Origin of the sequence: Sphingomonas flavescens, from assembly GCF_030866745.1 — a bacterium.
GTDB lineage: Bacteria > Pseudomonadota > Alphaproteobacteria > Sphingomonadales > Sphingomonadaceae > Sphingomicrobium > Sphingomicrobium flavescens.
On record NZ_CP133016.1, the window covers coordinates 737,683 to 763,065 of the forward strand.

Below are 25,383 nucleotides of genomic sequence, written 5' to 3' on the forward strand. Positions count from 1 at the left end.
CCGCCAGAACGGACTAAGTTGAACGGCCCGAATGAAAGAGTTGGGTAAGCCTTGGCTGCTAAAAATCTGCAGCAAGTGGGACCGCTTCGACGAAAGCCGTGGCGGGAAAAGCAAGTGAGGAACGATCGAGAGACCGGAGCCCAGGATTTGCCCAAGAAAAAGCTTGTCGAAACGACCCTCTATTCATTGTCCACCGATGCGCCATCCTGTCCCGACCGTCGGAGCGGCGAACGATACGTCAGCTTGCTGCGGGTCGGCGCGATAACGGTCGATGGCCGGCGCGAATTATGCCTCATTCGTAACGTCTCCGCCGGTGGCATGATGATCCGCCCCTATTCGCCAATCCCGGTCGGTGCGCGGATCACGATCGAACTGAAGCACGGCGAGTCCGTCAGCGGTCAGGCCCAATGGTCGGACAACGGGCTGGTCGGCGTCGTGTTCGATGAGCAGATCGACGTGCTTGCGCTGCTCAATGCGCCTGGAGGCCAGCCGCGGCCGCGTATGCCGCGGATAGAGCTGAACTGCACCGCGACCCTGCGGCACGAGAAGACGGTATTCCGCGCGCCTGTTGCGAACATCTCCCAGGGCGGCATTTGCGTGAATTCTCCCGTCGACCTGACCGTTGGCAGCGACATTGTGGTCACGCTGTCGGGACTTCATGCGGCGGCCGGCGTTGTGAAGTGGCGCGACGGCGATTATTACGGGATCGGCTTCAATCGGGTCTACCCCATCTCCGAATTGATGCAGTTCCTGCAAATGCAGCAGCGTGAAGCCGCGGAACGCCGCAACGTCGCCTAGTCGCGGCGAAAGAGCAGCATCAGGTTATTCGCGGGCATTTCACGCGTTTCGGCCAGTTGCAATTCGCGCGCCGTCGCTGCCGCCGCAAAATCCTCCACCGTCCGCAATCCCCAGGCCGGATCTCGCCGTTTGAGATCGGTATCGAACGCCACGTTGCTCGGGGCCGGCTCGATGTCCCGCTGCAACCACGGACCGTAAAGGACAAGCGGCGCGCCCGACGCCAACACCCGTTGCGCTCCTTGCAGCAAGCCCAATGCGGCTGCCCACGGGCTGATATGAACCATGTTGATGCTCAGGACTGCATCGGCATGATCGATCGGCCACATCGGCGACGAAGCGTCGAGGGCGATTGGCTCCCGAATATTTGGCAATCCGGCGTAGGCCCGACGCGCCGAGATCGACGCGAGGGCCTCGGGATGAATGTCGCTGGGTTGCCAGTCCAGCTGAGGAAAGCGCTCGGCGAAGTGGACGGCGTGCTCACCAGTGCCGCTGGCAAGCTCCAGGACAACGCCGGTCTGGGGCAGCCACTCGGCAAGCACGTCGGCGATGACTTCTCGGTTGCGGAGCGCGGCTGGCGCCGAGCGAAAACCTCCATCGACCGGCGCTTCGTAAAAGCGCCGCTCGTCGGTCACGCCGCCGGACGCTCGGCAAGCAGGGCGCGCGCACGCAGGCCCATCTCGATCCGGGTCATGGCGATCAAGCCGACGGCGAAGCAGAGCAAGGCATCGGTCACGATCAACGTATGCTGGTCGAATTTGCCGGGCGCTGTCTGCCCTTGAAGATAATAGCGCGCGGCGAAGCGGATCGCGATGATGGCGATCAGCAGGATCATCGCGCCCGGCGAGGCCTGCTGGAACAGCGCGCCCGTCGCTGGGTCGCGTTCGATCCGGGTCAGCTTGCCGCGATGCCAGCCTAACAGCCCACCGACCGCTAGTGCGGCGGCGCAGGCTGCAAGGCCGAGAGTCCCCGGCGGATGAGCGGCAATGGTCGAAATTGCGATCACCATCAGGATCAGCGGCGCGAGCCACAACCGCGCGACATTCAGGGGTTGCCGGCGGCTCATCGACCTCAGCCGGAACGCGAGCACGACCCCGATGATCAGGATCGGTATCAGGGCCTGCAGCAGCCTCGGCTCCATCAGCGGCCCCCGACCTCTGCCATCGCGCCGTTCTCGGCGCCATCAGGGGCCGGCGTTTTGTACGCCAGCACCGGCTTGCGGGCGGCCAGCGTCTCGTCGAGTCGACGGCGTGGCGCATGGACCGGTGCCGACTTCAGGCTCTGGTCCCCGGCCTTGGCGCGTTCGGCGATCGAGCGGATGGCCATGATGAACTGGTCCAGGCTCGCCTTGGACTCCGTCTCGGTCGGTTCGATCAGCATCGCGCCGTGGACGACCAGCGGGAAATACATGGTCATCGGGTGGAAGCCCTCGTCGATCAGCGCCTTGGCGAGATCGATGGTGCTGACGCCGTCCGCGAAGCCTTTGTCGGAGAAGATGGCCTCGTGCATGCACGGCCCGCTTCCGGCGAACGGCGCGTCGAGGACGTCACTCAGGCTGCGCAGGACGTAATTCGCGTTGAGCACCGCGTCCTCGGCGACCTGCTTCAGACCGTCCGCGCCGTGACTGAGGATATAGGTCAGCGCCCGCGTGAACATGCCCATCTGGCCGTGGAAAGCGACCATGCGCCCGAACGCGCCCGGATGTTCGTCGCCTGCCGTCTCTTCCTCGACGATTCGGAAGCTGCCGTCCGGATATTTCGCCGCGAATGGCAGCGGGCCGTAGGGCGACAGCGCTTCGGAAAGGACGACCGGGCCCGAACCCGGGCCGCCGCCGCCGTGCGGGGTCGAGAAGGTTTTGTGCAAATTGATGTGCATCGCGTCGATGCCGAGGTCGCCGGGGCGGACCTTCCCGACGATCGCGTTGAAGTTGGCGCCGTCGCAATAGACGAACGCGCCCGCGGCATGAACGGCGTCGCTGATCGCCTTCATGTCGGGCTCGAACAGCCCGCAAGTGTTCGGATTGGTGATCATCACCGCCGCAACGTCGGGCCTGAGCCGCGCCTTCAACGCGTCGAGGTCGACGCGGCCGGCGGCATTGGCCGGGATGTTCTCGACGCGATAGCCCGCGAAGGCGGCAGTGGCGGGATTGGTGCCGTGCGCACTCTCTGGCACCAGAACGACCTCGCGCTTGTCGCCGCGCGCTTCGAGCGCCGCGCGAATGCAGAGTAGTCCACACAGCTCTCCGTGCGCACCGGCTTTTGGGCTCATAGCCACACCGTGCATGCCGGTCAGGTCGATCAGCCAGAATGCCAGCTGATTGATGACCTCCAGCGCGCCCTGCACCGTTTCCTGCGGCTGCAGCGGGTGCACGTCGGCGAACCCGGGCATCCGCGCGACTTTCTCGTTCAGACGCGGATTGTGCTTCATGGTGCACGATCCGAGCGGGAACAGTCCCAGATCGATGGCGTAATTCTGCCGCGACAGGCGCGTGTAATGACGGACGGTCTCCGGCTCGCTGAGGCCGGGCAGCCCAATCGCCTGCGATCGCTCGAGCCCACCAAGCCGCGAGGCCGTCTTGGGCAGCGGCGCGAAGTCGACACCCGTCGCATCGTCACCGTCCATTTCGAAGATCAGCGGCTCTTCGAGCATCAGCGCGCGATTGCCGGTGACCGTCTGCTGCTCGCCTTGCTCGTTGGTGGGCGTCGACGGGCGCCATCCCGACGGATTGACGGTCATCGGACGACCTCCTTCAGCGCGGCTTCCAGTGCGGTAATATCCTCGTCGGTCACCGTCTCGGTGACCGCCACGACCAGGCCGTTCTTCAGACTGTCCTCACCGGGATAAAGCCGTCCAAGCGAAACGCCGCCGAGCACGCCCCTTTTGACCATCGCGTGCACCGCGGGCCGCGCCTCGACCGGAAGCTCCAGCGTAAATTCGTTGAAGAAGCTGTCGTTGACCAGCCGCACGCCCGGGATGGCGCTCAGCCGGTCGGCAGCCTCGCACGCGCGCGCGTGATTCAAGGCCGCGAGCTGGCGCAGCCCTTTTTCGCCCAGCAGCGTCATGTGCGCCGTCCAGGCGAGCGCGCAAAGCACCGAGCTGGTGCAGATGTTCGACGTCGCCTTCTCGCGCCGGATATGCTGCTCGCGCGTCGACAAGGTCAGCACGAAGCCGCGCTTGCCTTCAGCATCGACCGTCTCGCCGGCAAGACGCCCTGGCATCTGGCGAACGTGCTTCTCGCGGCACGCGAACAGGCCGACGTACGGGCCGCCGAACTGCAGGCCGACGCCAATCGACTGGCCTTCGCCGACGACGATGTCCGCGCCCATCTCACCCGGCGAGCGGATCGCGCCGAGCGCCACCGGCTCGGTCACCACCGCGATCAGCAGCGCGCCCGCTGCATGCGCCGCTTCGGCGATCGGCGTCAGATCGGTGATCCGGCCCAAAATATCCGGATACTGGACGACCACGGCGCTGGTCTCGCCGTCGATCGCGCCGAGCAGCCGGTCCATATCCGGCTCGGCAGTCAATTCCGGCACGGTCGTCCGCAGATCGTCTTCGGTAAACTTCGCCATCGTGCTGGCCACGCTCACGTAATGCGGGTGGACACCCGAGCTGACGATGGTCTTGCGGCGCCGCGTAATGCGGTGCGCCATGACGATCGCTTCCCACATCGCGGTCGAGCCGTCGTACATCGACGCATTGGCGACTTCGCACCCGAGCAGACGCGCGACCTGCGTCTGGAACTCGAACATCATCTGCAGCGTGCCCTGGGCGATTTCGGGCTGGTAGGGCGTGTAGCTGGTCAGGAACTCGCCGCGCTGGATGATGTGATCGACGCTAGCCGGCACGTGATGCCGATACGCGCCACAGCCGAGGAAGAACGGCACGTCTCCCGCGACCATGTTCTTTCGCGACAATGCGCTCATGTGCCGTTCGACCGCGAGTTCTGACGCATGCATCGGCAGGCCGTGGATCGGGCCGGTCAGCCGCGCCTCTTCGGGCACGTCCTTGAACAGTTCGTCGATCGAGCCGGCACCGACTACCTGCAGCATCTCGCTGCGGTCGGCGTCGCTCAGCGGCAAATAACGCATCAGGCGGGCTTCCTCATGATGAAGCGAAGGCGGACATAATCGGCAATGTTGGATCCGACGCGGTCGGCGACGGCGGCGGCAATCTCCGCGCGCTCCCCTTCCGGCACCTCTGCCCGGTCGAGCCATCCCTTGCGGAACGTCGTGACCCAGGCGGCGATGCCGTGCTCGACCTTGGTCGGGCGTTCGATGAGCCGCGCGTCGATCTCACGGAACCCGGCCGCTTCGTAGACCGCGGCGAATTCCTCCGGTGAGGCGTACCAATTGCTGGCTTCAAGCGGCGGCGCGTAGCCGCGGATGATCAGCTCCTCGTCGAGGGCGTCGCGCAGTTTCCGGAGATTGCCCTCCCCGCCCATTTCACCGGCAAAGCGTCCGCCAGGCTTTAGCGCTCGGAAGATCGCCCGCGCCGCTTGCTCCTTTTGCACGACCCAGTGCAGCGTGGCGTTGGAAAATGCGGCGTCGAATTCCGCGAAGAACTGCATGTCCTCGGCTGCGAGCTGGACGGCGTCGACGCCACTCGCGCGGGCCGCCGCGATCATCTCCGGCGAATTGTCGATGCCGAGCACGGTCGCGCCGCGCTCGACGATCTTGCGGGTCAGCGTCCCCTCGCCGCACCCGACGTCGAGAATTCGCTCGCCCCGCTGCGGGTCGAGCAGGTCGAGCGCCGCTCCGCCCAGTTCGGCCACAAAGCCGCCCACGCGGGCATAGTCCGCCGCGTCCCACTTGCTGGTCGAGGCAGCGACTGCGCTCAAAGCGTAGCGACCCAGTCGCGATAGGCGCCTTCGTCCATCAGCCCGGCGAGCTCGCCCGGATTGTCGAGCTTGAGCTTGAAGAACCAGCCCTGCCCCTCGGGATCGCTGTTCACCAGCGCGGGATCGTCCGCGACCGCTTGGTTGCCCTCGACCACCTCACCGGAGACCGGCGCGTACACGTCCGACGCTGCCTTCACCGATTCAACGACCGCCGCTTCCTGACCCTTGTTCACGCGTCGCCCGGCCTCTGGCACTTCGGCAAACACGATGTCGCCCAGCTGTTCCTGCGCGTGATTGGAAATGCCGATGGTCGCGGTATCGCCTTCGACCCGGATCCATTCGTGCTCCTTGGTGAAATAGACGGTCATGCAGTGGCTCCCTTGCGGTGATAGCGGTGCGGAACGAAGGGCATCGCGACGACGCGGGCGTCGAACAGCTTGCCGCGCTGGCTGAGCTTCAGCTCGGTGCCGGTCTCGGCGAGATGGCTGGCGACATAGCCCATGGCGATCGGGCGTTGCAGCGAGGGCGAGAAGCCGCCGCTGGTGATCTTACCGATTTCATTCCCTTCGCTGTCGAGCACCAGTCCGCCCTCGCGAACAGGCTGACGGCCTTCTATAACAAAGCCAACCCGGGTTTGTGGTGCGCCCTTCTCAAGCTCGGCCAGGATACGCAGGTCGCCCGCGAAGCCGCCCTCGGCACGTCGGCGCTTTTTGATGGCAAAGGTCAGGCCCGCCATCACCGGCGTCGTCTGGGTGTCGATATCATGCCCGTAGAGGGGGAGACCGGCTTCCAGCCGCAGTGAATCCCGAGCGCCCAGCCCGATCGGCTTAGCAAGGTTATCGGCAATGATAGCATCGGCAAGGTCGACTGCAGCGTTCGCCGGCACGGAAATCTCGAACCCGTCTTCGCCGGTGTAGCCCGATCGGCTGATCCACAGGTTGCGGCCCTGCCAATTGAACGGCGCGCCCTGCATGAAGCCGAGTTCGCTGACGCCCGGAATGATCTTCTCGAGCACTTCGACGGCGCGCGGGCCTTGAAGGGCCAGCAATGCCTGCTCTTTCATGTAATCCACGACGACACCGCTAGGCAGGCGCCGCTCCATCACTGCAATGTCGCCGTGCTTGGTGGCGCCGTTGACAACCACGTAGAAATCGTCGCCCCGCCGCGTCGCCATCAGGTCGTCGATGATCCCGCCATTCTCATCAAGCAGCAGCGAATATTTGGGCGTCATGTCCTTGGCGGCCTGGAAATCGCCGGGCATCAGCTTCTCAAGCGCCGTCGCTACGTCACGGCCGTGGACGAGTAGCTGGCCCATGTGGCTGACGTCGAACAGGCCGGCATTTTCTCGCGTCCACAGGTGCTCAGCCATGATGCCTTCGTACTGGACGGGCATTTCGTAACCGGCAAAGGGCACCATTCGACCGCCGTGCTCCCGGTGCCAGGCGTCCAGCGGCAGCTTCTCCAGCGTCGGGGCTTTGCTCTCGCCGCCCTCGGGGTCGCCGCTATACGGGGTGCCACGCGCTTGCGTGTCGTCGGTCGGACCGTTGTGAACTTCCCTGCTCATCCCTGCGCTCCGGCAAAAGGTGCGACTCCCGCGCGCCAACATCGGACGCCTCGGCTGCCGCCCCCGTCTGTCCCTAGCGCCTGAGAGCTTTGCCCCTTCGGCGGCCCCGGCCACCGGCCAAGGCACTTTCCAGACTGTCAGGCTCGCGCGGTCCCTGATGCCTGAGAGATTCCGGGGGCGGTTGCTCCTTCGGCGCCGCACTTGCGTGCGAACTCTCCCGCGCGTCCATTCCGTTGATTTTCACCACCGGTGACGCCGCCGGCCTTGGCCGCGCCGCTCCCCCAAGTCAACGCAAGTTGCGGTGAGAATCTAGCGGGTTGCGTTGTACTTCAGCTGATCCTGCGTCAGCTGGAAGCCGACCAGGTGCTCGAAGGTCGCGTTGGCGACGGCCGACTTCACCGCCGGGTCAGCCAGCGGATCGATTGCCGCGTCAGCATCGCCGGCCTTGCGCGGGCGCGTCAGAATTGCGCGAACATTCGTAGGGAGCGTCGCGGCGTAGCGGCTGACCTTGATGCTGGCCTGCGCCCTCGTCATTGCGTGCTGACTGCCCGCCGGGAAATTCAGCGCGACGGCGCCCACCTGTTTGGCGGCAATGGTCTGCCCTCCGCGTAACGCAACGTCGAAATAAGGTAGAATGACTTGGCGAGCGGGGCCCGCATCGCGCCGAAGCGCGGTCACCGTAAAGGTGACGGTCGAAACCACGTCAGCATCACCGCTGGTGCACGTAGACCGAAGCTGACTGATGGCGGCCGTGACATCAATCGCGCTAGCGACGACGCTGCCCTGAGGATTGAACAACGTGATGTCGCCCGTTCCGGTCGGAATGCCGACAATCGGACAATTGCTCCGGACGGCGTAGACCCCGCCCCCATTGTCCGAAGTGATTTCGCCGGCGTGGCGGCAGGCGCTCAGTGCAGTCAGGGCGAGAAGAGCGGTGAGACGAAGCTTCACTTGGGCGCAATCCTTACAGCGGTCAGCAGGCCCGCGTTCATAGGAAGGGCCTTCTATGGCTGCAAGCGATGCCTTACATGGCCTGCATCGTGGCTGAATTCGATCCCTCCCTTCCTTCGCTCCGCCTGCTGGTTGCCGCTCCGCGCGGCTTCTGCGCTGGCGTCGACCGCGCCATTCAAATCGTCGAGCTTGCGCTCGAGCGATACGGCGCCCCCGTCTACGTTCGGCACGAGATCGTGCATAACCGCTTCGTGGTCGATCGCCTTCGTGACCAAGGCGCAGTCTTCGTCGAGGAACTGACAGACGTCCCGGACGACCGGCCGGTCGTGTTCTCCGCGCACGGCGTTCCCAAGTCCGTGCCGGCGGAAGCGCGGGACCGGGGCCTGAGCTATCTCGACGCAACCTGTCCGCTGGTGTCCAAGGTTCATCGTCAGGCGCAGCGGCTGATCGAAGAAGGGCGGCATATCCTGTTTATCGGCCATGCTGGCCACCCCGAAGTGATCGGGACATTCGGCCAGGTCCCGCCGGGGTCGATGACTTTGGTTGAGACAGTCGAGGATGTGGCCGAGTTGCAGGTTCCAGAAGCGGCCAATCTTTCATTTCTGACGCAAACCACCCTGTCGGTGGACGATACGTCGGCCATTGTGGCCGCCATCAAGACGCGGTTTCCGGAAATCCGCGCGCCACGCAGCGAGGATATTTGCTACGCGACCTCGAACCGCCAGGCGGCGGTGAAGGCGATTGCCTCCGAGTGCGAGAAGATGCTGGTAATTGGCTCGCCAAAGAGCAGCAATTCCCTTCGGCTGGCGGAGGTTGCCGAGCGGATGGACGTTCCTGCGCGACTTATTGAGCGGGCGAAGGATATCGATTGGGATTGGCTCGGGACGCCACAGACGTTGGGTCTGACCGCCGGCGCGTCCGCCCCGGAAATCCTGGTCCGTGAGGTCGTCGAGGCACTCCGCGAGCGATTCGTGGTGATTGAAGAGCAGGTCGATCACACGCCGGAACGCATGGTGTTCAAGCTTCCGCGAGAGCTTGTCGCCTGAACGAGCTTCCTGAAGTCGAGATGTTTACCGACGGCGCTTGCCGCGGGAATCCCGGACCAGGCGGCTGGGCGGCCTTGCTGCGCATGGGCGACAGGGAGCGTGAACTTGCGGGTGGCGAGCCGCTAACGACTAACAACAAGATGGAACTCCTGGCGGCGATCAGGGGGCTGGAAGCCCTCAAACGGCCTTGTCGCGTCGCGCTTCACACCGACAGCATCTACGTCCGCGACGGTATCACCAAGTGGGTTCACAACTGGCAGCGGAACGGCTGGCGGACCTCGGACAAGAAGCCGGTTAAGAACGCGGAACTTTGGCAGGAACTGATCAAGGCGGCGGCCCCGCACCGCATCGAGTGGCATTGGGTCAAAGGGCACAGCGGGCACCCGGAGAACGATCGGGTCGATGCGCTGGCCTGCGCCGAGGCGGACGACCAGCGCCGACATCACCGGCTTTAGAATGAACTAGAGTTCACTTGGGATGTCATCTTCGGGAGCCTAAAAATCGACCTGTCACCGACTCTCTCGTTCCCCCTGTTGGATGGTTGGTGAGGGGAGGCGTGACCCGCGCCTCCCCACTCCCTCAAACCTGAAATCGTCGAGGCGAGAAAATCGCCGGGTCGATCGCCGCGACACTCGGATGCGGTTCTTGATGCAACAGCATTGCCGCAGCGAGCCTAGCCGCTGCCGGGGAGGTCTGGATACCAAATCCCCCTTGTCCGGCGCACCAGAAAAACCCTTCCGCATCAGGATCATAACCGTAGACCGGCAGCCGGTCCGGCGCGAAGCTGCGTAAGCCGGCCCAACTCCTCTCGACCCGCTCCACCGGCCAGTCGACGACCCGCTCGAAGCGGTCGATCGCTGTTGCGATGTCGATCTCCTCCGGCGCGGCGTCGCAGGCTTCGGTTTCAATCTCGTCGTGTGGACTGAGCCACACGGTCTGGTCACTTTCCCCTTTAAAATAGAAGCTACCTTCGGCGTCATCGACCAGCGGCAGATCGCGGAGGCCCGCTTGAGTGACGCGCAGTTGGACCATCGTCCTCCGCTTCGGCGCGATTCCGAGCGGTTCAACCGCGCAAGACCGCGCCACGTGGTCGGCCCACGCCCCCGCCGCGTTCACAACGATTGACGCGCGGAGTTCGGCGCCGTCTTCCAGCGCTAACCGCCAAGCACCTTCTTCTCGAACGCCCGAAACTGCACGCGAACCGGTGGCAATCTGCCCACCATTTCGGCGAAAGCTGCGCAGAAAGGCCGCGTGAAGCGCGGCCACGTCGATATCGGCACAACCTGGCTCTAACAGTGCCCGCTTCCAATCGGCACGGACCCCGGGCACCAGCCGTTCGAGTTCTTCCCGCTCGACGATCCTCGTCGCCACCTGGGACGGAAGTTCAGGAAGGTCACCCTTCGTCAGATGGAGATCGCCGCGCTGTCGCAGGAAGCCATGGTCGGCGAATTCCGGTGGCGGCGACTCGAGAAAGTCACGCGAAGCCAGCGTCAGCTTGGCAACTTCGGGCCCACCGTAACTCTCCAGGTAAAAAGCCGCCGAGCGGCCGGTTGAATGGTAGCCGCAAGCGTTCTCGCCTTCGACAATCAGCGTCCGCCGGTGTGCCGCAATCTCCGCGCCGAGACTCGAGCCGGCGATGCCGCCGCCAATTATGATGACGTCAAAATCGTTCATTCTTGATCTTGGTTACGAATTGGAAAGCCCCGCCGTCTAGACCGAACAATATGTTGAACGGGGGGTTCACCGCGCTGCTGTTGCTTGCACTTGCCGCGACCTTGGTCGTTGCGGCGGTCGTCGACACGCGCACATTCACCATCTCGAACCGAATTACCGCTGGGGTCGCTCTTGGAGCTCCTCTCTACTGGATTTCGCTTGGCGTCGACCCGTTTCCCGGCATGGCGATCCAGGTCGCGGCTGGCGCAATCGTTTTCGCAGTGCTGGCGGTCGCTTTCTACACGGGCATGATGGGCGGAGGGGACGTGAAGCTCGCTGCAGCCCTCGCTTTGTGGTTCACGCCTGCCAACACACTAAAGTTTTTGATGCTGATGGCGATTGTCGGCGGCCTGCTGACCTTTGGCATCCTGGTCTGGCACCGAGCGAGGAAGAACGCCGGGCGACCGAAAATTCCTTATGGTGTGGCGATCGCCGCTGGAGCGCTTTTCGTGCTCGCGCCGATTCTCACCCAACGGTTTCTTAACCAATTTGTCTGATGTGTGAGGCTGTTCAAGGGGCCCGCAAGGGGGAGGCGACTACGCCATGGATGTGAAGAAGCTCGCGCTGCTCGTTGGAGCGCTCGTCATTGCAGTGATCACCGCTGTCATGGCAAAAAATATGTTCACCGGTGCTGGTTCCCAGCAGGCCGCGGCGGCACCTGTGCCGATGGGGCCAAAGGTGCTGGTTGCCAAGAAGGCACTTCCGGTCGGTACGATTATCGATGCGGACAGCTTCACCTATCAGCCGTGGCCGAAGGAGCTCATGCAGAGCGCCTACTACGTCGACGGACAGCCTGACGGCGATGCCAAGAAGCTGCTCGGTACCGTGGTGCGCAATCCGATCACGGCCGGTCAGCCAGTCACTCGCGGCGCCCTCGTCGGCCCGCAGGACCGCGGCTTCCTCGCCGCCGCGCTGGGCGCCGGAATGCGTGCCATCACGGTGCCTGTGAACGTCTCCTCGGGCGTTGCCGGCTTCGTCTTCCCGGGCGATCACATCGACCTGGTGCTGACGCAGCAGGTTGAAGGCGGCGGCGATGGGCCTGCCCTCAAGGTCTCGGAAACGATCATCCGCAACCTGCGCGTGCTCGCTACCGACCAGCGCATCACCAGCAAGGATGACGACGGCAAGACTGCGGTCAAAGTGTTCGCCAACGTGACCCTGGAGGTTACGCCGCGGATCGCCGAGAAGATCGCGGTTGCGCAGAGCCTCGGCTCGCTGTCGCTGTCGCTCCGCTCGCTGGCCGACAATACGGCCGACATCGAACGGGCGGTGGCCGCTGGCAACGTCAAGGTTCCGGCCGGCACCGATCCCGCCCAAGAGAAGCAGATGTTGCTGGCGATGGCCAACCGGCCGATCGACACCAACACGACCTACTCGACCGGCGGCGACGTGTCGCGCTTCCAGCGCCGCACCGTCCCTGCACGGACCAACAAGTCGGACACACTCGCCAAAGCTATGGGCAGCTTTGGCAAGGGCCTTGGCCAGGCAATTTCGGGCCAGGCTTCGTCCGAAGGTCCGGTCGTTCGTGTCGCTCGCGGCAATAATGTCACCGTTGTTCCGGTGGGAGCTCGCTAAGATGAAAACTCAGTCGATCAATCGCCGGGCTCGCCTCGGCACCGCAGTGGCCGCCCTGGCCCTTGCGTTCGGCACCTTGGGCGCCGCGGCTCCGGCCGTTGCCCAGCCGACCGCAGCCAAGCCGGCCGAGACGGTCAACCTCAGCAAGGGCACTGGCACGCTGGTTCGCCTGTCTGAGCCGATGAGCGACGTCTTCGTCGCCAACGACCAGGTTGCTGACGTCCAGGTCCGCTCGTCCACTCAGCTCTACGTCTTCGGCAAGGGCTCGGGCGAAACGACGGTCTACGCGACGGCCAAGAACGGTCGGGTCGTCTACGCCGCCAACGTCCGCGTCGGCAACAACATCAGCTCGGTCGGCGAAATGCTGCACCTCGCGATGCCGGAGGCCAGCGTCCAGGCGACGCCGATGAACAACCTCGTGCTCCTGACGGGCACGGTTGCGAACCCGGAAGATGTCGCGGAAGCGCAGCGCCTCGTCCAGGCTTACGTCGGCTCGGACACTCAGGTGGTCAGCCGCCTGCGTTCGGCCACGCCGCTGCAGGTCATGCTCAAGGTCCGGATCGCGGAGATCAACCGCTCGATGCTGAAGAAGTGGGGTATCAACCTGCTTACCAGCGACCCGACCGGCGGCTTCAAGTTCGGCGCCTTTCAGGGCCAGGGCATCTATCTGCCTCCGCCCGGTGGATCTTCTACCGGATCGGGTCAGATCATCCGCAGCACAATCGGCTCGACCTTCGGTGCTGCGACCAAGTTCCTGGGCCTGGATCTAACCGCGTCCTTGGATATTGCTGCTCAAGACGGCTTGGTATCGATCCTCGCAGAGCCAAATTTGACGGCGCTGTCGGGTGAAACGGCGAGCTTCCTTGCTGGCGGTGAGTTCCCCGTTCCAGTCAGCCAAGCACTTGGCTCGGTTACTATCGAGTACAAGCAATATGGCGTCGGCCTGGCCTTCACGCCGATCGTCCTGGGCGACGGCCGCATTTCGATGCGCGTCCGCCCAGAAGTGAGCGAACTGTCGAACGAGAATGCGGTGACGCTGAATGGCTTCACGGTTCCCGCTTTGACGACACGCCGCGCGGAAACGACGGTCGAGCTCGGGTCGGGGCAGTCGATGATGATCGGCGGCCTGCTCCGCAGCACGGCGACCAACAACATCGACAAGGCGCCATTCCTTGGCGACCTGCCGATCCTCGGTTCGCTGTTCCGTTCGACGCAGTTCCGCCGCAACGAGACCGAATTGGTGGTCATCGTGACGCCGTACCTCGTCCGCCCGGTCTCGACCCAGCTCGCGACTCCGGTCGATGGCTATCGTGTGCCGAATGACCTGCAGCGCGACTTCGGCGGCCAGTCATTCAGCGGTGTCAGCGGCTCGCGTGAACCGACCGCGGTCCCGGCAGCCACCGTTCCGGCCGCCGCCGGGACCGCCGCCGCTCCGGCCCCTGGGTTCAAGCTGTGATGCGCGGCCTCTTCAGGAAGGAATCGACGATGCGTTCGAAGTTTCTCCTCATCGCTCTCGGCAGCGGCGCGCTGGCAGCTTGCCAGACGCCGGGCTCACCGGACAATCCGGCGAAGGGCCTCGCTTCGGTAAACGTCCCGGTCGTCACCAGCACGGACTATGTGTTCGACGCTGCTGCGCCCGGCGGCACTCTCGCCCCCGGTGAGGCCGATCGCCTGAACGGCTGGTTCCAGGGCCTTGGCCTCGGCTATGGCGACACGGTTTACGTCGACGCCGGCTATGCGCCTGCTGCCCGTCAGCAAGTGGCCGCCGTCGCCGGTCGCTACGGAATGCTGGTCTCCACCGGCGCTCCAGTGACTGCCGGCTCAGTGCCAGCCAACGGCGTTCGCGTCGTCGTTGCGCGCCGTCGGGCCGAAGTTCCGAATTGCCCCAACTGGCGCAATCCGTCGCAGCCCGACTGGGACAACAAGACGATGAGCAACTTCGGTTGCGGCGTGAACAGCAACATCGCTGCAATGGTCGCCAACCCGGAAGATCTGCTGCGCGGCCGTGACGGCGCCGGCGTTCCCGATGGCGTCACCGCAACGCGGGCGATCGACATGTATCGCAAAAAGGCACCGACCGGCAGCGGCGATCTCAAGGCTGCCAGCTCGAAGGGAGGCAACTAATGAATGCTCCGTTTCAGGCACGCGCGGGTTTGCGTGACCCGTTCACGGCCTTCGTAAGCGACGATGCCACGGCAGACATGCTGCGGCCCGTTGCGGTCGAGCATGGCTGGTCGCCGGAGAAGGTGAACAAGGGCGGGCTGCGCAATGCGGTCCAGTCGCTCTCGGTGTCGGCCAGCCCGAACATCTTGTTCGTCGATCTAAGCGAAAGCGCCGATCCGCTCAATGATATCAACGCGCTTGCGGAAGTCTGCGAGCCGGGCACGATCGTCATCGCTTCAGGCACCGTCAATGACGTGCGCCTGTACCGTGATCTCGTCGCCAGCGGCATCCATGATTATCTGCTGAAGCCCTTCACGGTCGATCAGCTGCGCGACACCTTCGCGCATGCCCAGATGATCCTGTCGGGCCCGCGCGGCGAAACGCAGGCCGACAAGCCGCATGTCATGGCTGCGGTCATTGGCGTACGCGGCGGTGTGGGTGCCTCGACGATCGCGACCTCCCTCGCCTGGTTGTTCGGTGAGAAGTCGCGGCGTTCGACGGCACTGCTGGACCTCGACGTCCACTTCGGCACCGGCGCGCTTGCGCTCGACCTCGAGCCCGGCCGCGGCCTGACCGACGCGATCGAGAACCCGAGCCGCATCGACGGTCTGTTCATCGAGCGCGCGATGGTTCGTGCGAACGAGCGGCTTTCGGTCTTGTCGGCCGAGGCCCCGATCCACCAGCCACTGGTGACCGACGGCACCGCCTTCTTCCAGCTTCAGGAAGAAATGCGGAACGCCTTTGAGAGCACCGTGCTCGACCTGCCGCGCCACATGCTGATCCAGTATCCGCACCTGGTGCACGACGCGCATGTTGCCGTGGTGGTCGCCGAGCTCACGCTGGCCGGCACCCGCGACACCATCCGCGTGCTCGCCTGGCTGAAGTCGAACGCACCGCAGACCAAGGTCATCGTCGTCGCGAACGGCGTTCCTTCGGGCGGCGCGCTGGAAATCAGCCGCAAGGACTTCGAGCAGTCGATCGAGCGCTCTGTCGACGTGGTGTTCCCCTTCGACGCCAAGGTTGCTGCTCAGGCAGCCAAGCTTGGCAAGCCGATGGCGGAAGTCGCGACGGGGAAGCTCGCCGCGCCGTTCAACACCCTTTCCGGCATGGTTCTGAACCACGCGACGGAAGAAGGTTCGGCACCGGAAGCCGCCGGCGGCAATTCGAAGTCGTTGGTCAGTGGTCTGAAGTCGATGCTCGCGAAGCCCAAAGACAAGGCTGCGTAAATCGACTGGGGGTGCGCGGCGCCGTTCGCGGCGTCGTGCTGAAGAAGTGAGAGGCGAAGGCTGATATGCTCCTGTGGCTAATCATCGTCGGCGGCATCGGCGCGCTGTTTCTCGTCTTTATGGCGTTCTCGGGACCGTCTGCGTCCAAGAACGTCAAGCGGCGAATGGACCTGATCAAGGAGCGTCACGGCGACGTGCTTGCAGGGAACGCCCAGGCGCAGATCCGCAAGCTGATGACCGAACGTGCGGCGAGGATCGAAGGCTTCGCATCGACCCTCATTCCGAAGCCGGCCCTTCTGCGCAAGCGGCTGGAGCAGACCGGCAAGGACATCACGCTGGGCAAGTACGCCATTGCGTGCCTAGTAATCCTCGCGGTTGTGACCGTCGCGCTGTTGATCAAGGGCGCCCCGATCCTGCTGTCGGTCCTCCTTGGTGTGTTTTTCGGGGTGGGCGCGCCGCACCTTGTCATCGGTCGGATGATCAAGAAGCGGATCAATAAGTTCAACGTGAACTTCCCCGACGCGATCGAACTGATGGTGCGCGGTCTTCGCTCAGGTCTCCCGATCACCGAAACGCTTGGCATCGTCGGCAGCGAAATTCAGGGACCGGTCGGTGTCGAATTCCGGATGGTTACCGATAAGATGAAGATCGGCCGCACAATGGAAGCCGCGTTGCAGGACACTGCCGACCGGTTGGGCACGCCGGAATTCCAGTTCTTCGTCATCACGCTGGCCATTCAGCGCGAGACCGGCGGTAATCTAGCCGAGACATTGTCGAACCTGGCCGACGTGCTGCGTAAACGCGCGCAGATGAAGCTGAAGATCCGCGCGATGAGCTCGGAATCCAAGGCTTCGGCCTACATCATCGGCGCCTTGCCGTTCGTCGTGTTCGGCCTCGTTTACATGATCAACCCCCGGTACATGGGCGGGTTCTTCACCGACGAACGCCTGATTGTTGCCGGCATCGGCGGCATGATCTGGATGAGCATCGGCGCCATGATCATGGCCAAGATGATCAACTTCGAAATCTAAGGGAGGCACGTAGACATCATGCAAGTTGCACCGCCTCCTGGCCCAACCATCCTCGGCTTCGACGTCATCTGGATCGCCACGATCCTGAGCGCCGTCGCCACCTTCGCCGTCCTGCTTGCGATCTACGCGGCAACGACGGTCAAGGATCCCATGGCCCGCCGAGTCAAAGCGCTCAACGAGCGCCGCGAGCAGCTCAAGGCCGGCATCGTCGCATCGACCAACAAGCGCAAGAAGCTGACGAACCGCAACCAGGCGGCGGACAACGTCCGCCAGCTCCTGGGGCAGTTCAAGATGCTCCAGGACGACCAGGTCAAGAAGGCCCAGACGCGCCTGATGCAGGCCGGTATCCGGACCAAGGACCTCGCCTTCTTCGTGATCCTTGCGCGCTTCGTGTTGCCGGTGGTGATCGGGATTGGCGCGGTCGTCGCGCTGTACGGCATGGACTATTTTCCCGATTGGTCCTGGTTCCGCCGCTACGCGACCGTCGCTGGCATGATCGTCGGCGCGTACAAGGCACCGGACATCTGGCTGAAGAACAAGGTCACCAAGCGCAGCCACGCGATCCGAAAGGGCCTGCCGGACGCGCTCGATCTACTCGTCATCTGCGCCGAAGCCGGCCTGACGGTGGATGCGTCGTTCGGTCGCGTCGCCCGCGAACTTGGCAAGGCTTATCCGGAGCTCGGTGACGAATTCGGACTGACCGCAATCGAGTTGGGCTTTCTCAACGAGCGCCGCAACGCCTTCGAGAACCTGGCAGAGCGTGTCGATCTGGAGGCTGTCCGCGGCGTGGTCACGACCATGATCCAGACCGAGAAGTACGGTACGCCTTTGGCCAGCGCACTCCGCGTGCTGTCGGCAGAATTCCGCAACGAGCGCATGATGCGCGCGGAAGAAAAGGCTGCCCGTCTCCCCGCCATCATGACCGTGCCGCTGATCCTGTTCATCCTGCCTGTGCTGTTCGTGGTCATTCTCGGCCCCGCCAGCTGCTCGATCAACGACAGCTTCCTGCATGGCTAAACAACCGTCGCAGCAGCGATAAGGGAACGCGGCGGCTCGCTCAGGCGTAGTCGCCGCGAACCTTTTTCGTTGGGGACGCGACATGAACATCACGACCGATCCGAACCTGTGGGCCATTTGCGGTCTCGTCTTCCTGCTCGGCCTGTTGATTGGAATCTTCCTGACCGCTGGCGGCCGCCGCAAGTGGCGGACACGCTACGACACCGAAGTGTCGCGGCGCCGCGAAATCGAGAAGGCGCATGAAGACCGCGTCCGCGACTGGGAACTCAAGGAAAAGGAATGGCGGGAGCGGGACAGCCTGCGCGACGCCGCTGCGCGAAGCCCGCGCGATGATCGCCCGCTTTAACCTTCGATCTTCGAGAAGTCCGCGACGCCGTTCACCGCGTCGCGGAACCGCGCAAGGAGGTTGAGACGGCGCTCGCGCTTCGATGCGTCGGCGTCGTTGACCGTCACCTTGTCGAAGAAGGTGTCGATAGGCTGCCGCAGTGATGCCAACGCCGCCATCGCTCCCGTAAAGTCCTCGGCTTCCACAGCAGCTGACGAACGCGGATCGGCGCCGTTCAAGGCGTCGATCAAGGCTTGCTCCTCAGGCAAATCGGCACCCGCCTGCCCTGACGCAATTTCCGCAATCGCATCGCCGAGGATCGGGTCGTCAACCAGCACGAGCGGATCTTCCTCGCCGGTCTGTGGAATGCCTTGACTGCCGCGAACGCTCAGCACCCGCGGTGCCGACCAATTTTCCTTCTTCAGAATGTTGGCGGCGCGCTTGTAAGCGACGGTCAGATTGGTGCCGTCCTCGGTTTCAACGAAGCTTTGCAGTGCTTTGACGCGCGCCAAAAGGCGGACCAGGTCATCTTCGCCACCGATAGCAAACACAGCATCGATCAGGTCATGGCGGACGCCCGCTTCCCGTTGCTGCACCTTAAGACGGTCCGCGAAAAATTCGAGCAACTCGCCTGCGACACGGTCGAGCGAGTGTGCTTCCGTCGAATCGATGGCTTGGCCTGCGCGGTTGGCCAAGGCGCCGCGTAACGTATCGGTCAGGCTTAAGCGAAGTCCGTTGGCGATAATCAATTCGATCGATGAAATTGCTGCACGGCGGAGGGCGAAAGGATCCTTCGAGCCTGTCGGCTTCAAGCCGACGCCGAAGAAGGCGGCGATCGTGTCCAACTTATCAGCCAACGAGACGGCGACGGAGGTCGGCGCTGTCGGCTGTCCGTAATGGTCGCGAATCGCATCGGCAACGGCCTTCGGCTCACCCTGCGCCGACGCGAGGTACCCACCAATCACGCCCTGGAGTTCGGGGAATTCACCGACCATGCCGGTGACGAGGTCCGCCTTTGCAAGCCGCGCGGCGCGTTCCGCCTGATCGGAATCCGTGCCCTTCACGATTCCTTGCTCGACCAGCCATCGCGCCAGCTTGGCAACGCGTTCGACCTTGTCCGCGACAGTGCCGAGCTTTTCGTGGAAGATGATACCGCCAAGCTTTTTTGCCTGCTCGTCGAGCGGCACCTTGAGGTCTTGTTCCCAGAAAAAGCGCGCGTCCGCCAACCGCGCCGCGAGCACGCGGCGATTTCCTTCGACGATCGCCGTTCCGTTGTCGTTGGCGTCGACGTTGGCGACGCAGACGAATGCCGGTGCCAGCAAACCCTCGTCGTTGCTGCACGCGAAATATTTCTGGTTCGTCCGCATGCTGAGGACGATCACCTCGCGGGGCACATCGAGGTATTCGGCGTCGAAGCGGCCCAGTAGCGGGATCGGCCACTCGGTCAGCCCAGCGTTCTCGACGACCAGCCCCTCGTCCGGCAGCAGCGTAAGGCCGGCCGCGCTTGCCGCCGCAGCAGCACCCTCACGAATGGTTCGTTCACGCTCTTCCTGATCAACGATTACGTGGCAGGCGCGAAGCTTTTCGGCGTAATCGCCAGCACTGCCGATGGTGATCGGTCCGGGGTGGTGAAACCGGTGCCCTTTCGTCGTGGCGCCGCTTTCAATCCCCGCAATGCTGAAAGGAACAATGTCCTCGCCTAGCAGCGCAACAATGCCGTGCAGGGGGCGCACCCACCGCATTGCGCCGTCGCCCCAGCGCATCGACTTCGGCCATGGAAAATCGGCAACGATGCGCTTGACCACTTCGGCAAGAACGTCGGTGGCCGCGCGCCCTGCCCGCTCAATGATGGCAAAGTAGACGCCGTCGCGCTCTTGTAGCTGATCTTTGGACAGGCCGGTTTTGCGCAGGAATCCTTCGAGCGCCTGTGGCGGTGCCGGCGACCGTGGCCCCTTCAACTCCTCTCGGCTAGCTTCAGTCGCGCCCGCGACGTCGCGGGCGATAAGAACCAGCCGCCGCGGCGTCGAAAAAGTATCTATCGGGCCGATCGTCAGTCCGGCAGCTTCACAAGCGTCCGCAAACAGGCGCGCGAGATCGTTGCGGGCTTTCGCCTGCATTCGCGCCGGGATTTCCTCCGAGCGCAATTCAAGCAGAAAATCGGCCATCAGGCAGACCGCTCCAGCCAGGCCCCACACGCGCCCTTCGCGAGGTCACGCACGCGGCCGATATAGGCCTGGCGCTCGGCAACGCTGATTACGCCGCGCGCCTGCAGCGTGTTGAAGACGTGGCTGGCCTTGATCGCCTGCTCGTAGGCCGGGATCGGCAACTTGGCCTCCAGGCAGCGTTCGCACTCGCTAGCGGCCTTCCGAAACAGGTCGAACAGAGCATCGGTATCCGCCACCTCGAAATTATAAGCGGACATCTCGCGCTCATTCTCGAGGAATACATCGCCGTAGGTTACGCCACCGTTGTTGAACCGAAGGTCGTACACGTTGTCGACGCCCTGGATGTACATCGCAAGCCGCTCGAGCCCGTAGGTCAATTCGCCCGTCACCGGCCGGCATTCGAACCCGCCGACCTGCTGAAAATAGGTGAACTGCGTCACCTCCATGCCGTCGCACCACACTTCCCAGCCGAGGCCCCAAGCGCCCAGCGTCGGGCTTTCCCAATCATCCTCGACGAAGCGGATGTCGTGCTTGAGCGGGTCGATGCCGATTTCGGCCAAGCTTCCGAGATACAATTCTTGGAGCCTGTCCGGGCTCGGCTTCAGAACGACTTGGTACTGATAGTAATGGCCGAGCCGGTTCGGGTTCTCGCCGTAGCGGCCGTCCGTCGGTCGCCGGCACGGCTGCACATAGGCGGCGCGCCAGGCGTCCGGGCCGAGCGCTCGAAGCACCGTCGCCGGGTGAAACGTCCCTGCCCCCATCTCCATGTCATACGGCTGCAGGATCGCGCAGCCCTGCGCGCTCCAATAGTGATGCAGCGTCAGGATCAGGTCCTGGAAACTCAAGGAAGATGGTTCAGCCACGGGCGCGGGCTTTGGCGCATGACGGGGTGGCTCGCAAGGGAGCGGCCCTTTCCCAACGGCCGATACGTCCTACATCTGCAATTAACGGATGGCGCCCCAAGGACAGGACATGAACTTCAAACATTGGATCAAGCGCAGCCTTGCGGCACTCGGCATCCCGCTCTTGCTCGGCGCCGTGCCTGCGTCCGCGCGCGCACCCCAGAATGCCCATCCTGCCCTCTGGGAAGTGTCGGATCCCGACACGAAAATCTATCTGTTCGGGACAATTCACCTGCTGCCTGATGACTTGAATTGGCGTAGCGCCAAGTTCGACGAGGCGGTGGCCAACTCGCAGCAGCTGATCGTCGAAACCATCGTCGATCAGCAAAACCTTCAGGCGCTCCAACAGGCGAAGTTCCAGCTCGGCTTCGCCAAGGGGCTGAAGCCGATCGCCGAGCGCGTACCGGCCGCCGATGTCGCCAAGCTCCGCGCCGCGATCAAAAAGAGCGGCGCGCCCGAACAGGTTTTCGACCAGATGAAGACCTGGCTGGCCGCGATTACGCTGCTCAGTCTGCAATTTCAGGAGATGGGACTGCAAGGATCGCACGGGCCCGAAGAAATTCTCCGGCAGCAATTCCTCTCGACGAAGCGGCCGATCGGCGAGCTCGAGACCAACCTCGAACAGTTCAGCTACTTCGATCGCCTGCCGGAAAAAGCACAACTCCAGTTGCTCCAGGGCGCGCTCGAGCCGAGCGGTAACGTGGGTAAGGAGTTCAATGGCATGCTGGCTTCCTGGTCGCGCGGGGACGTCAGGCAGATCGCCAGCACCTTCAATCGCGAGCTGTCCGAATCGAAGGAGATCCGCGAGACCCTGCTCGAGGCTCGCAATGCCCATTGGGCGAAGTGGATCGAGCAACGGCTAAATCAGCCCGGCACGATCATGGTCGCAGTCGGTGCAGGCCATCTCGCCGGCAAGGGCTCGGTGCTCGATACCTTGCAGAAGAATGGCTACAAGGTGCGCCGGCTTCAGTAGCGACGCGGAAGCTATCCACCGATAAATGTTCACCTTTCGCGGCTTTCCGCTAGACATTTCTTAATCTGTTGGTGACCATCCTCATTGGGTATCGGGCTGGGGGGTCTGATGCGCGGATGAGGTGGCTGGCGGGTGATCCGCCGGGCGTTTTGTGGCCGCCTTATCCAAGCACTGACTGGCTCAGCGCCATTCGCCTCGGGAGGGTGAAGGATGCTGAACGTGATCGCCGCCGCCACATTGGCCGCCGCAACGCCTGCCGACTTGCCAGCTGCTGAACCCGATGCTGCACCCGCGATGTTCGAAGTGCGCGATGCGGACACTACCATCTACGTCTTCGGCACTTTCCACGCGCTCGATGCCAAGACCCAGTGGTTCAACGAGCGCGTCCGCGCGGCCTTCGAGCAGTCCGGCGAGCTTGTCCTTGAAACGGTCATTCCCGAGCGACCGCAGCTCTACCAGGCAACGCCTGGCTTCCGTCCTCCGTCGGTCACGCCCTCGGCCTCCTTTCTCGCAACGACCCGCATGGCCATCAATGCGGGCCGATCACGCGGTCTTCAGGTTGATAATGGCGCGGACATGATCTTGCGCTACGCAGCCGAAGCCGAGGGCAAGCAGGTCGAGGGCTTGGAAACGATGCAGTTCCAGCTCGACATGTTCAGCAAGATGCCTCCGGCTTTACCAGCCGCAGCGCCGTCTGGCCGATCGAAAGTGGCTGATGCCGCGGACGGCAACCAGATGCAGAGCCTATCGAAAACGATGGCGGACATGCAGGACGCCTGGAAGCGCGGGGACCAGAGAGTGTTCGTCAGCATGCTAGCCCAGCTCCGCGCCGCCTCTCCCGACACCTACCGCATGATGTTTACAGAGCGGAACGACCGCTGGGCGGACTGGATCAGGGCGCGCATGCGGTCACCCGGTACTGTGTTCGTTGCTGTTGGAGCGGGACATTTGGCTGGCCCCGATTCGCTCCTCGTTCGCCTCGCCGAGCGCGGCCTGTCCTCGCGCCGGGTGAACTGACGGACCAACTTGCTTTTCCGGCGCTTGTCCCGTAGGGCGCGCCCATCCCGGTCATGGTCATCCCTGGAGGCGTGGCGCGGGATTTTTTGCATATGGAGCATAGCTAATGAGCGATCAGCTGACGCTGCCCGCCGAAGCGCGCGACCGGGCTGGCAAGGGAGCCTCCCGTGAACTGCGCCGCGAAGGCCGGGTCCCCGCCGTGGTTTACGGCGAGAAGAAAGAACCTCTGTCGATTCACGTCGAGGAGAAGCTGTTGTCGAAAATGCTTTCGACCGGCCACTTCATGAACTCGGTCGTGATGATCGACCTGTCGGGCAAGGCGCACCGTACGCTGCCGAAGGCCGTGGATTTCCACCCGGTGACCAGCCGGCCGATCCACGTCGACTTCCTGCGGATCGGTGAGCACACCAAGGTGACCGTCGCCGTCCCGATGCGCTTCGACAATGAAGACGCCTCGCCGGGCCTGAAGCGCGGCGGCGTGCTGAACGTCGTCGTTCACGAGCTCGAGCTGGTCTGCGACGCCGCGGATATTCCAAGCGAGATCCACGTGCCGCTGGACGGCCTGGAAATCGGCGATTCGATTCACATCGGCCAGGTGAAGCTGCCCAGGGGCGTGACGCCGGCCAACACCGACGACGACTTCACGGTCGCCACCGTGGTCGCTCCGTCGGCGATGAAGTCCGAAGAAGACGAAGCCGAAGCACCGGCCGCCGATGCGGTCCCGACCGTCGGCGCCGAAGAGTCCGAAAACGAGGAGAGCGGCGAGTAATCGCCCTCTTCTTTTCGGGAAACAAAGAGCCGCCTGTCCGCAAGGATGGGCGGTTTCTTTTTGACCGCGCGGCACGCTAGGGAAATTGAATGCAGATCTGGGTCGGCCTCGGCAATCCGGGCGCGCAATATGCGCTGCACCGGCACAATGTCGGCTTCATGGCCGCCGACATTCTGGCGGAGACGCATAGCTTCGGCCCGTGGTCGAAGAAGTTTCGGAGTCTGGTTTCGGAAGGCCGGATCGGCCGCCACCGCGTACTGCTGCTGAAACCGCAGACCTTCATGAACGATAGCGGCGACGCGGTTCAGCAGGCGCTGCGCTTCTACAAGCTGGACGAGGATGCACTGACGGTCTTCCATGACGAGCTCGACCTTGCGCCATTCAAGGTGAAGGTGCGCGTTGGTGGCGGGCTTGCTGGTCACAACGGACTTCGCTCGATCAACGCGGCGCTCGGCCCCGACTTCCGCCGCGTCCGGATCGGCATTGGCCACCCCGGCCCCGGGCGAAAGGACCTCGTGACGCCACACGTGCTCGGCAATTACGCAAAGTCGGAAATGGAACCCTTGAGTGACATGCTGTCCGCGATTGCAACCGAGGCGGACTGGCTCGCGGATGGCGACGACGCCCGTTTCATGAGCGAGATCGCGCTTCGATTGCAGCAGGACCAATGACGCGGCACCTGTTCGCTACCCAGCTATACGAAGCGGAGCTTGGCGATAACGCGCTGCTCGAAGAACTCGCGTACTCGATCCACGCGCTCGCCAGCGACGATATCGCCGGCCGTAACTGGTCCAAGGAGCATCGGTACGCCGGCTACACCAGCTACGCTTCCCTCAACGATCTGCCGCGCCGCGATCCTGCTTTTTCAGCGTTGGGCAAGCTCCTGACGCGTCACGTGACCGCCTTTGCGCGAGATGCGGGCTTCGACCTCGACCGCAAGCCGCGCCTCGACAGCCTGTGGGTCAATCTGTTGAAAGCCGGTGGGCATCACAGTGGACACATTCATCCACACAGTCTGTTTTCCGGCACGCTTTATGTGGACGTACCCCCGGGCTCAGGCTCGATTAGGTTCGAGGATCCGCGGCTGCCGATGATGATGGCGGCACCGCCGCGACGCGATAGCTTCGTGACAATCGACCCTCATGCGGGGTTGGTGCTGATGTGGGAAAGTTGGCTTCGCCACGAAGTCCTGCCCGGCACCGGCCGCGGTGCGCGGCTAAGCGTTTCTTTCAACTTCGCCTGACTTTGATTTTGACGGTGGCCATCGCTAGGGGCCCCCCTTAAGCGATGCCGACGGCTCCCCGCCTCGCG

27 protein-coding genes and 2 riboswitches are annotated in these 25,383 nt (G+C 63.6%); of the genes, 16 read left to right on the forward strand and 11 right to left on the reverse strand.

The annotated features are described in order from the left end of the window. The first annotated feature begins 114 nt into the window (after window positions 1–114). Window positions 115–798 carry a PilZ domain-containing protein gene (locus tag QU596_RS03790; protein ID WP_308517264.1) on the forward strand — a complete coding sequence of 228 codons (684 nt, stop codon included), beginning with the start codon at window positions 115–117 and terminating at the stop codon, window positions 796–798. On the opposite strand, the gene QU596_RS03795 is transcribed toward QU596_RS03790, so the two are convergent. From QU596_RS03795 to QU596_RS03830, 8 genes are all read right to left on the reverse strand, one after another. Further along, window positions 795–1,430: a DUF938 domain-containing protein gene (locus QU596_RS03795; RefSeq protein WP_308517265.1), complete on the reverse strand. Its 636-nt coding sequence runs from the start codon at window positions 1,428–1,430 to the stop codon at window positions 795–797. The genes QU596_RS03790 and QU596_RS03795 overlap by 4 nt on opposite strands. Further along, window positions 1,427–1,936: a CcdC protein domain-containing protein gene (locus QU596_RS03800; RefSeq protein ID WP_308517266.1), complete on the reverse strand. Its 510-nt coding sequence runs from the start codon at window positions 1,934–1,936 to the stop codon at window positions 1,427–1,429. The genes QU596_RS03795 and QU596_RS03800 overlap by 4 nt, the downstream gene beginning before the upstream one ends. Then, entirely contained in the window at window positions 1,936–3,531 is a 1,596-nt protein-coding gene (gene gcvPB, locus QU596_RS03805) for an aminomethyl-transferring glycine dehydrogenase subunit GcvPB (protein ID WP_308517267.1), read from the reverse strand. Before gcvPB ends, QU596_RS03800 begins: the two co-directional genes overlap by 1 nt. Further along, a complete protein-coding gene (gene gcvPA, locus QU596_RS03810; RefSeq protein ID WP_308517268.1) occupies window positions 3,528–4,886 on the reverse strand; it encodes an aminomethyl-transferring glycine dehydrogenase subunit GcvPA in 1,359 nt (452 codons plus the stop codon). The genes gcvPB and gcvPA overlap by 4 nt, the downstream gene beginning before the upstream one ends. Continuing rightward, window positions 4,886–5,635, reverse strand: a complete 750-nt coding sequence (locus QU596_RS03815; protein ID WP_308517269.1) for a class I SAM-dependent methyltransferase — start codon at window positions 5,633–5,635, stop codon at window positions 4,886–4,888. Before QU596_RS03815 ends, gcvPA begins: the two co-directional genes overlap by 1 nt. Then, window positions 5,632–6,003, reverse strand: a complete 372-nt coding sequence (gene gcvH / locus QU596_RS03820; RefSeq protein ID WP_308517270.1) for a glycine cleavage system protein GcvH — start codon at window positions 6,001–6,003, stop codon at window positions 5,632–5,634. Before gcvH ends, QU596_RS03815 begins: the two co-directional genes overlap by 4 nt. Next, window positions 6,000–7,199 (reverse strand): glycine cleavage system aminomethyltransferase GcvT, encoded by a 1,200-nt coding sequence (gene gcvT, locus QU596_RS03825; protein ID WP_308517271.1) that lies wholly within the window; start codon window positions 7,197–7,199, stop codon window positions 6,000–6,002. Before gcvT ends, gcvH begins: the two co-directional genes overlap by 4 nt. Before the next feature lie 63 nt (window positions 7,200–7,262). Next, window positions 7,263–7,336, reverse strand: a riboswitch (glycine riboswitch). A 1-nt stretch (window position 7,337) separates the two neighbouring features. Next, window positions 7,338–7,429: riboswitch (glycine riboswitch) on the reverse strand. Between the two features lie 79 nt (window positions 7,430–7,508). Continuing rightward, window positions 7,509–8,150, reverse strand: a complete 642-nt coding sequence (locus QU596_RS03830) for a hypothetical protein (protein WP_308517272.1) — start codon at window positions 8,148–8,150, stop codon at window positions 7,509–7,511. A gap of 89 nt (window positions 8,151–8,239) precedes the next feature. Here QU596_RS03830 and ispH point away from each other — a divergent pair, with 89 nt between their 5' ends. Both ispH and rnhA read left to right on the forward strand, forming a co-directional pair. Continuing rightward, complete coding sequence (gene ispH, locus QU596_RS03835; RefSeq protein WP_308517273.1) at window positions 8,240–9,196, forward strand: 4-hydroxy-3-methylbut-2-enyl diphosphate reductase; 957 nt, start codon at window positions 8,240–8,242, stop codon at window positions 9,194–9,196. Further along, on the forward strand, window positions 9,193–9,651 hold the full coding sequence (gene rnhA, locus QU596_RS03840) for a ribonuclease HI (protein ID WP_308517940.1): 459 nt from the start codon (window positions 9,193–9,195) through the stop codon (window positions 9,649–9,651). The genes ispH and rnhA overlap by 4 nt, the downstream gene beginning before the upstream one ends. Window positions 9,652–9,775: 124 nt before the next feature. Here rnhA and QU596_RS03845 read toward each other — a convergent pair whose 3' ends face one another. Next, window positions 9,776–10,870, reverse strand: coding sequence for an NAD(P)/FAD-dependent oxidoreductase (locus tag QU596_RS03845; RefSeq protein WP_308517274.1), 1,095 nt, complete (start codon window positions 10,868–10,870; stop codon window positions 9,776–9,778). A 50-nt stretch (window positions 10,871–10,920) separates the two neighbouring features. On the opposite strand from QU596_RS03845, the gene QU596_RS03850 reads away from it, so the two are divergent. From QU596_RS03850 to QU596_RS03885, 8 genes are all read left to right on the forward strand, one after another. Continuing rightward, a complete protein-coding gene (locus QU596_RS03850) occupies window positions 10,921–11,406 on the forward strand; it encodes an A24 family peptidase (protein ID WP_308517275.1) in 486 nt (161 codons plus the stop codon). Between the two features lie 46 nt (window positions 11,407–11,452). Continuing rightward, window positions 11,453–12,484 (forward strand): Flp pilus assembly protein CpaB, encoded by a 1,032-nt coding sequence (gene cpaB / locus QU596_RS03855; RefSeq protein ID WP_308517276.1) that lies wholly within the window; start codon window positions 11,453–11,455, stop codon window positions 12,482–12,484. Between the two features lies 1 nt (window position 12,485). After that, a complete protein-coding gene (locus QU596_RS03860; protein WP_308517277.1) occupies window positions 12,486–13,940 on the forward strand; it encodes a type II and III secretion system protein family protein in 1,455 nt (484 codons plus the stop codon). A gap of 29 nt (window positions 13,941–13,969) precedes the next feature. Further along, on the forward strand, window positions 13,970–14,608 hold the full coding sequence (locus tag QU596_RS03865) for a CpaD family pilus assembly lipoprotein (RefSeq protein ID WP_308517278.1): 639 nt from the start codon (window positions 13,970–13,972) through the stop codon (window positions 14,606–14,608). Next, on the forward strand, window positions 14,608–15,873 hold the full coding sequence (locus QU596_RS03870) for a pilus assembly protein CpaE (RefSeq protein WP_308517279.1): 1,266 nt from the start codon (window positions 14,608–14,610) through the stop codon (window positions 15,871–15,873). Before QU596_RS03865 ends, QU596_RS03870 begins: the two co-directional genes overlap by 1 nt. A gap of 65 nt (window positions 15,874–15,938) precedes the next feature. After that, a complete protein-coding gene (locus tag QU596_RS03875; RefSeq protein ID WP_308517280.1) occupies window positions 15,939–16,904 on the forward strand; it encodes a type II secretion system F family protein in 966 nt (321 codons plus the stop codon). An 18-nt stretch (window positions 16,905–16,922) separates the two neighbouring features. Next, entirely contained in the window at window positions 16,923–17,921 is a 999-nt protein-coding gene (locus tag QU596_RS03880) for a type II secretion system F family protein (protein ID WP_308517281.1), read from the forward strand. An 82-nt stretch (window positions 17,922–18,003) separates the two neighbouring features. Continuing rightward, entirely contained in the window at window positions 18,004–18,267 is a 264-nt protein-coding gene (locus QU596_RS03885) for a hypothetical protein (RefSeq protein ID WP_308517282.1), read from the forward strand. Here the strand turns inward: QU596_RS03885 and glyS are convergent. Both glyS and QU596_RS03895 read right to left on the reverse strand, forming a co-directional pair. Next, complete coding sequence (gene glyS, locus QU596_RS03890; RefSeq protein WP_308517283.1) at window positions 18,264–20,411, reverse strand: glycine--tRNA ligase subunit beta; 2,148 nt, start codon at window positions 20,409–20,411, stop codon at window positions 18,264–18,266. The genes QU596_RS03885 and glyS overlap by 4 nt on opposite strands. Beyond that, window positions 20,411–21,274, reverse strand: a complete 864-nt coding sequence (locus tag QU596_RS03895; RefSeq protein WP_308517284.1) for a glycine--tRNA ligase subunit alpha — start codon at window positions 21,272–21,274, stop codon at window positions 20,411–20,413. The genes glyS and QU596_RS03895 overlap by 1 nt, the downstream gene beginning before the upstream one ends. A gap of 109 nt (window positions 21,275–21,383) precedes the next feature. Between QU596_RS03895 and QU596_RS03900 the strand changes: the two genes are divergently transcribed. From QU596_RS03900 to QU596_RS03920, 5 genes are all read left to right on the forward strand, one after another. Next, entirely contained in the window at window positions 21,384–22,286 is a 903-nt protein-coding gene (locus tag QU596_RS03900; RefSeq protein WP_308517285.1) for a TraB/GumN family protein, read from the forward strand. 210 nt (window positions 22,287–22,496) lie between these two features. After that, window positions 22,497–23,303, forward strand: a complete 807-nt coding sequence (locus QU596_RS03905; protein WP_308517286.1) for a TraB/GumN family protein — start codon at window positions 22,497–22,499, stop codon at window positions 23,301–23,303. Window positions 23,304–23,409: 106 nt separating this feature from the next. Further along, window positions 23,410–24,072 (forward strand): 50S ribosomal protein L25/general stress protein Ctc, encoded by a 663-nt coding sequence (locus QU596_RS03910; protein WP_308517287.1) that lies wholly within the window; start codon window positions 23,410–23,412, stop codon window positions 24,070–24,072. Window positions 24,073–24,161: 89 nt separating this feature from the next. Next, a complete protein-coding gene (pth, locus tag QU596_RS03915) occupies window positions 24,162–24,743 on the forward strand; it encodes an aminoacyl-tRNA hydrolase (protein WP_308517288.1) in 582 nt (193 codons plus the stop codon). Further along, window positions 24,740–25,315: a TIGR02466 family protein gene (locus QU596_RS03920; RefSeq protein WP_308517289.1), complete on the forward strand. Its 576-nt coding sequence runs from the start codon at window positions 24,740–24,742 to the stop codon at window positions 25,313–25,315. Before pth ends, QU596_RS03920 begins: the two co-directional genes overlap by 4 nt. Window positions 25,316–25,383 lie beyond the last annotated feature (68 nt).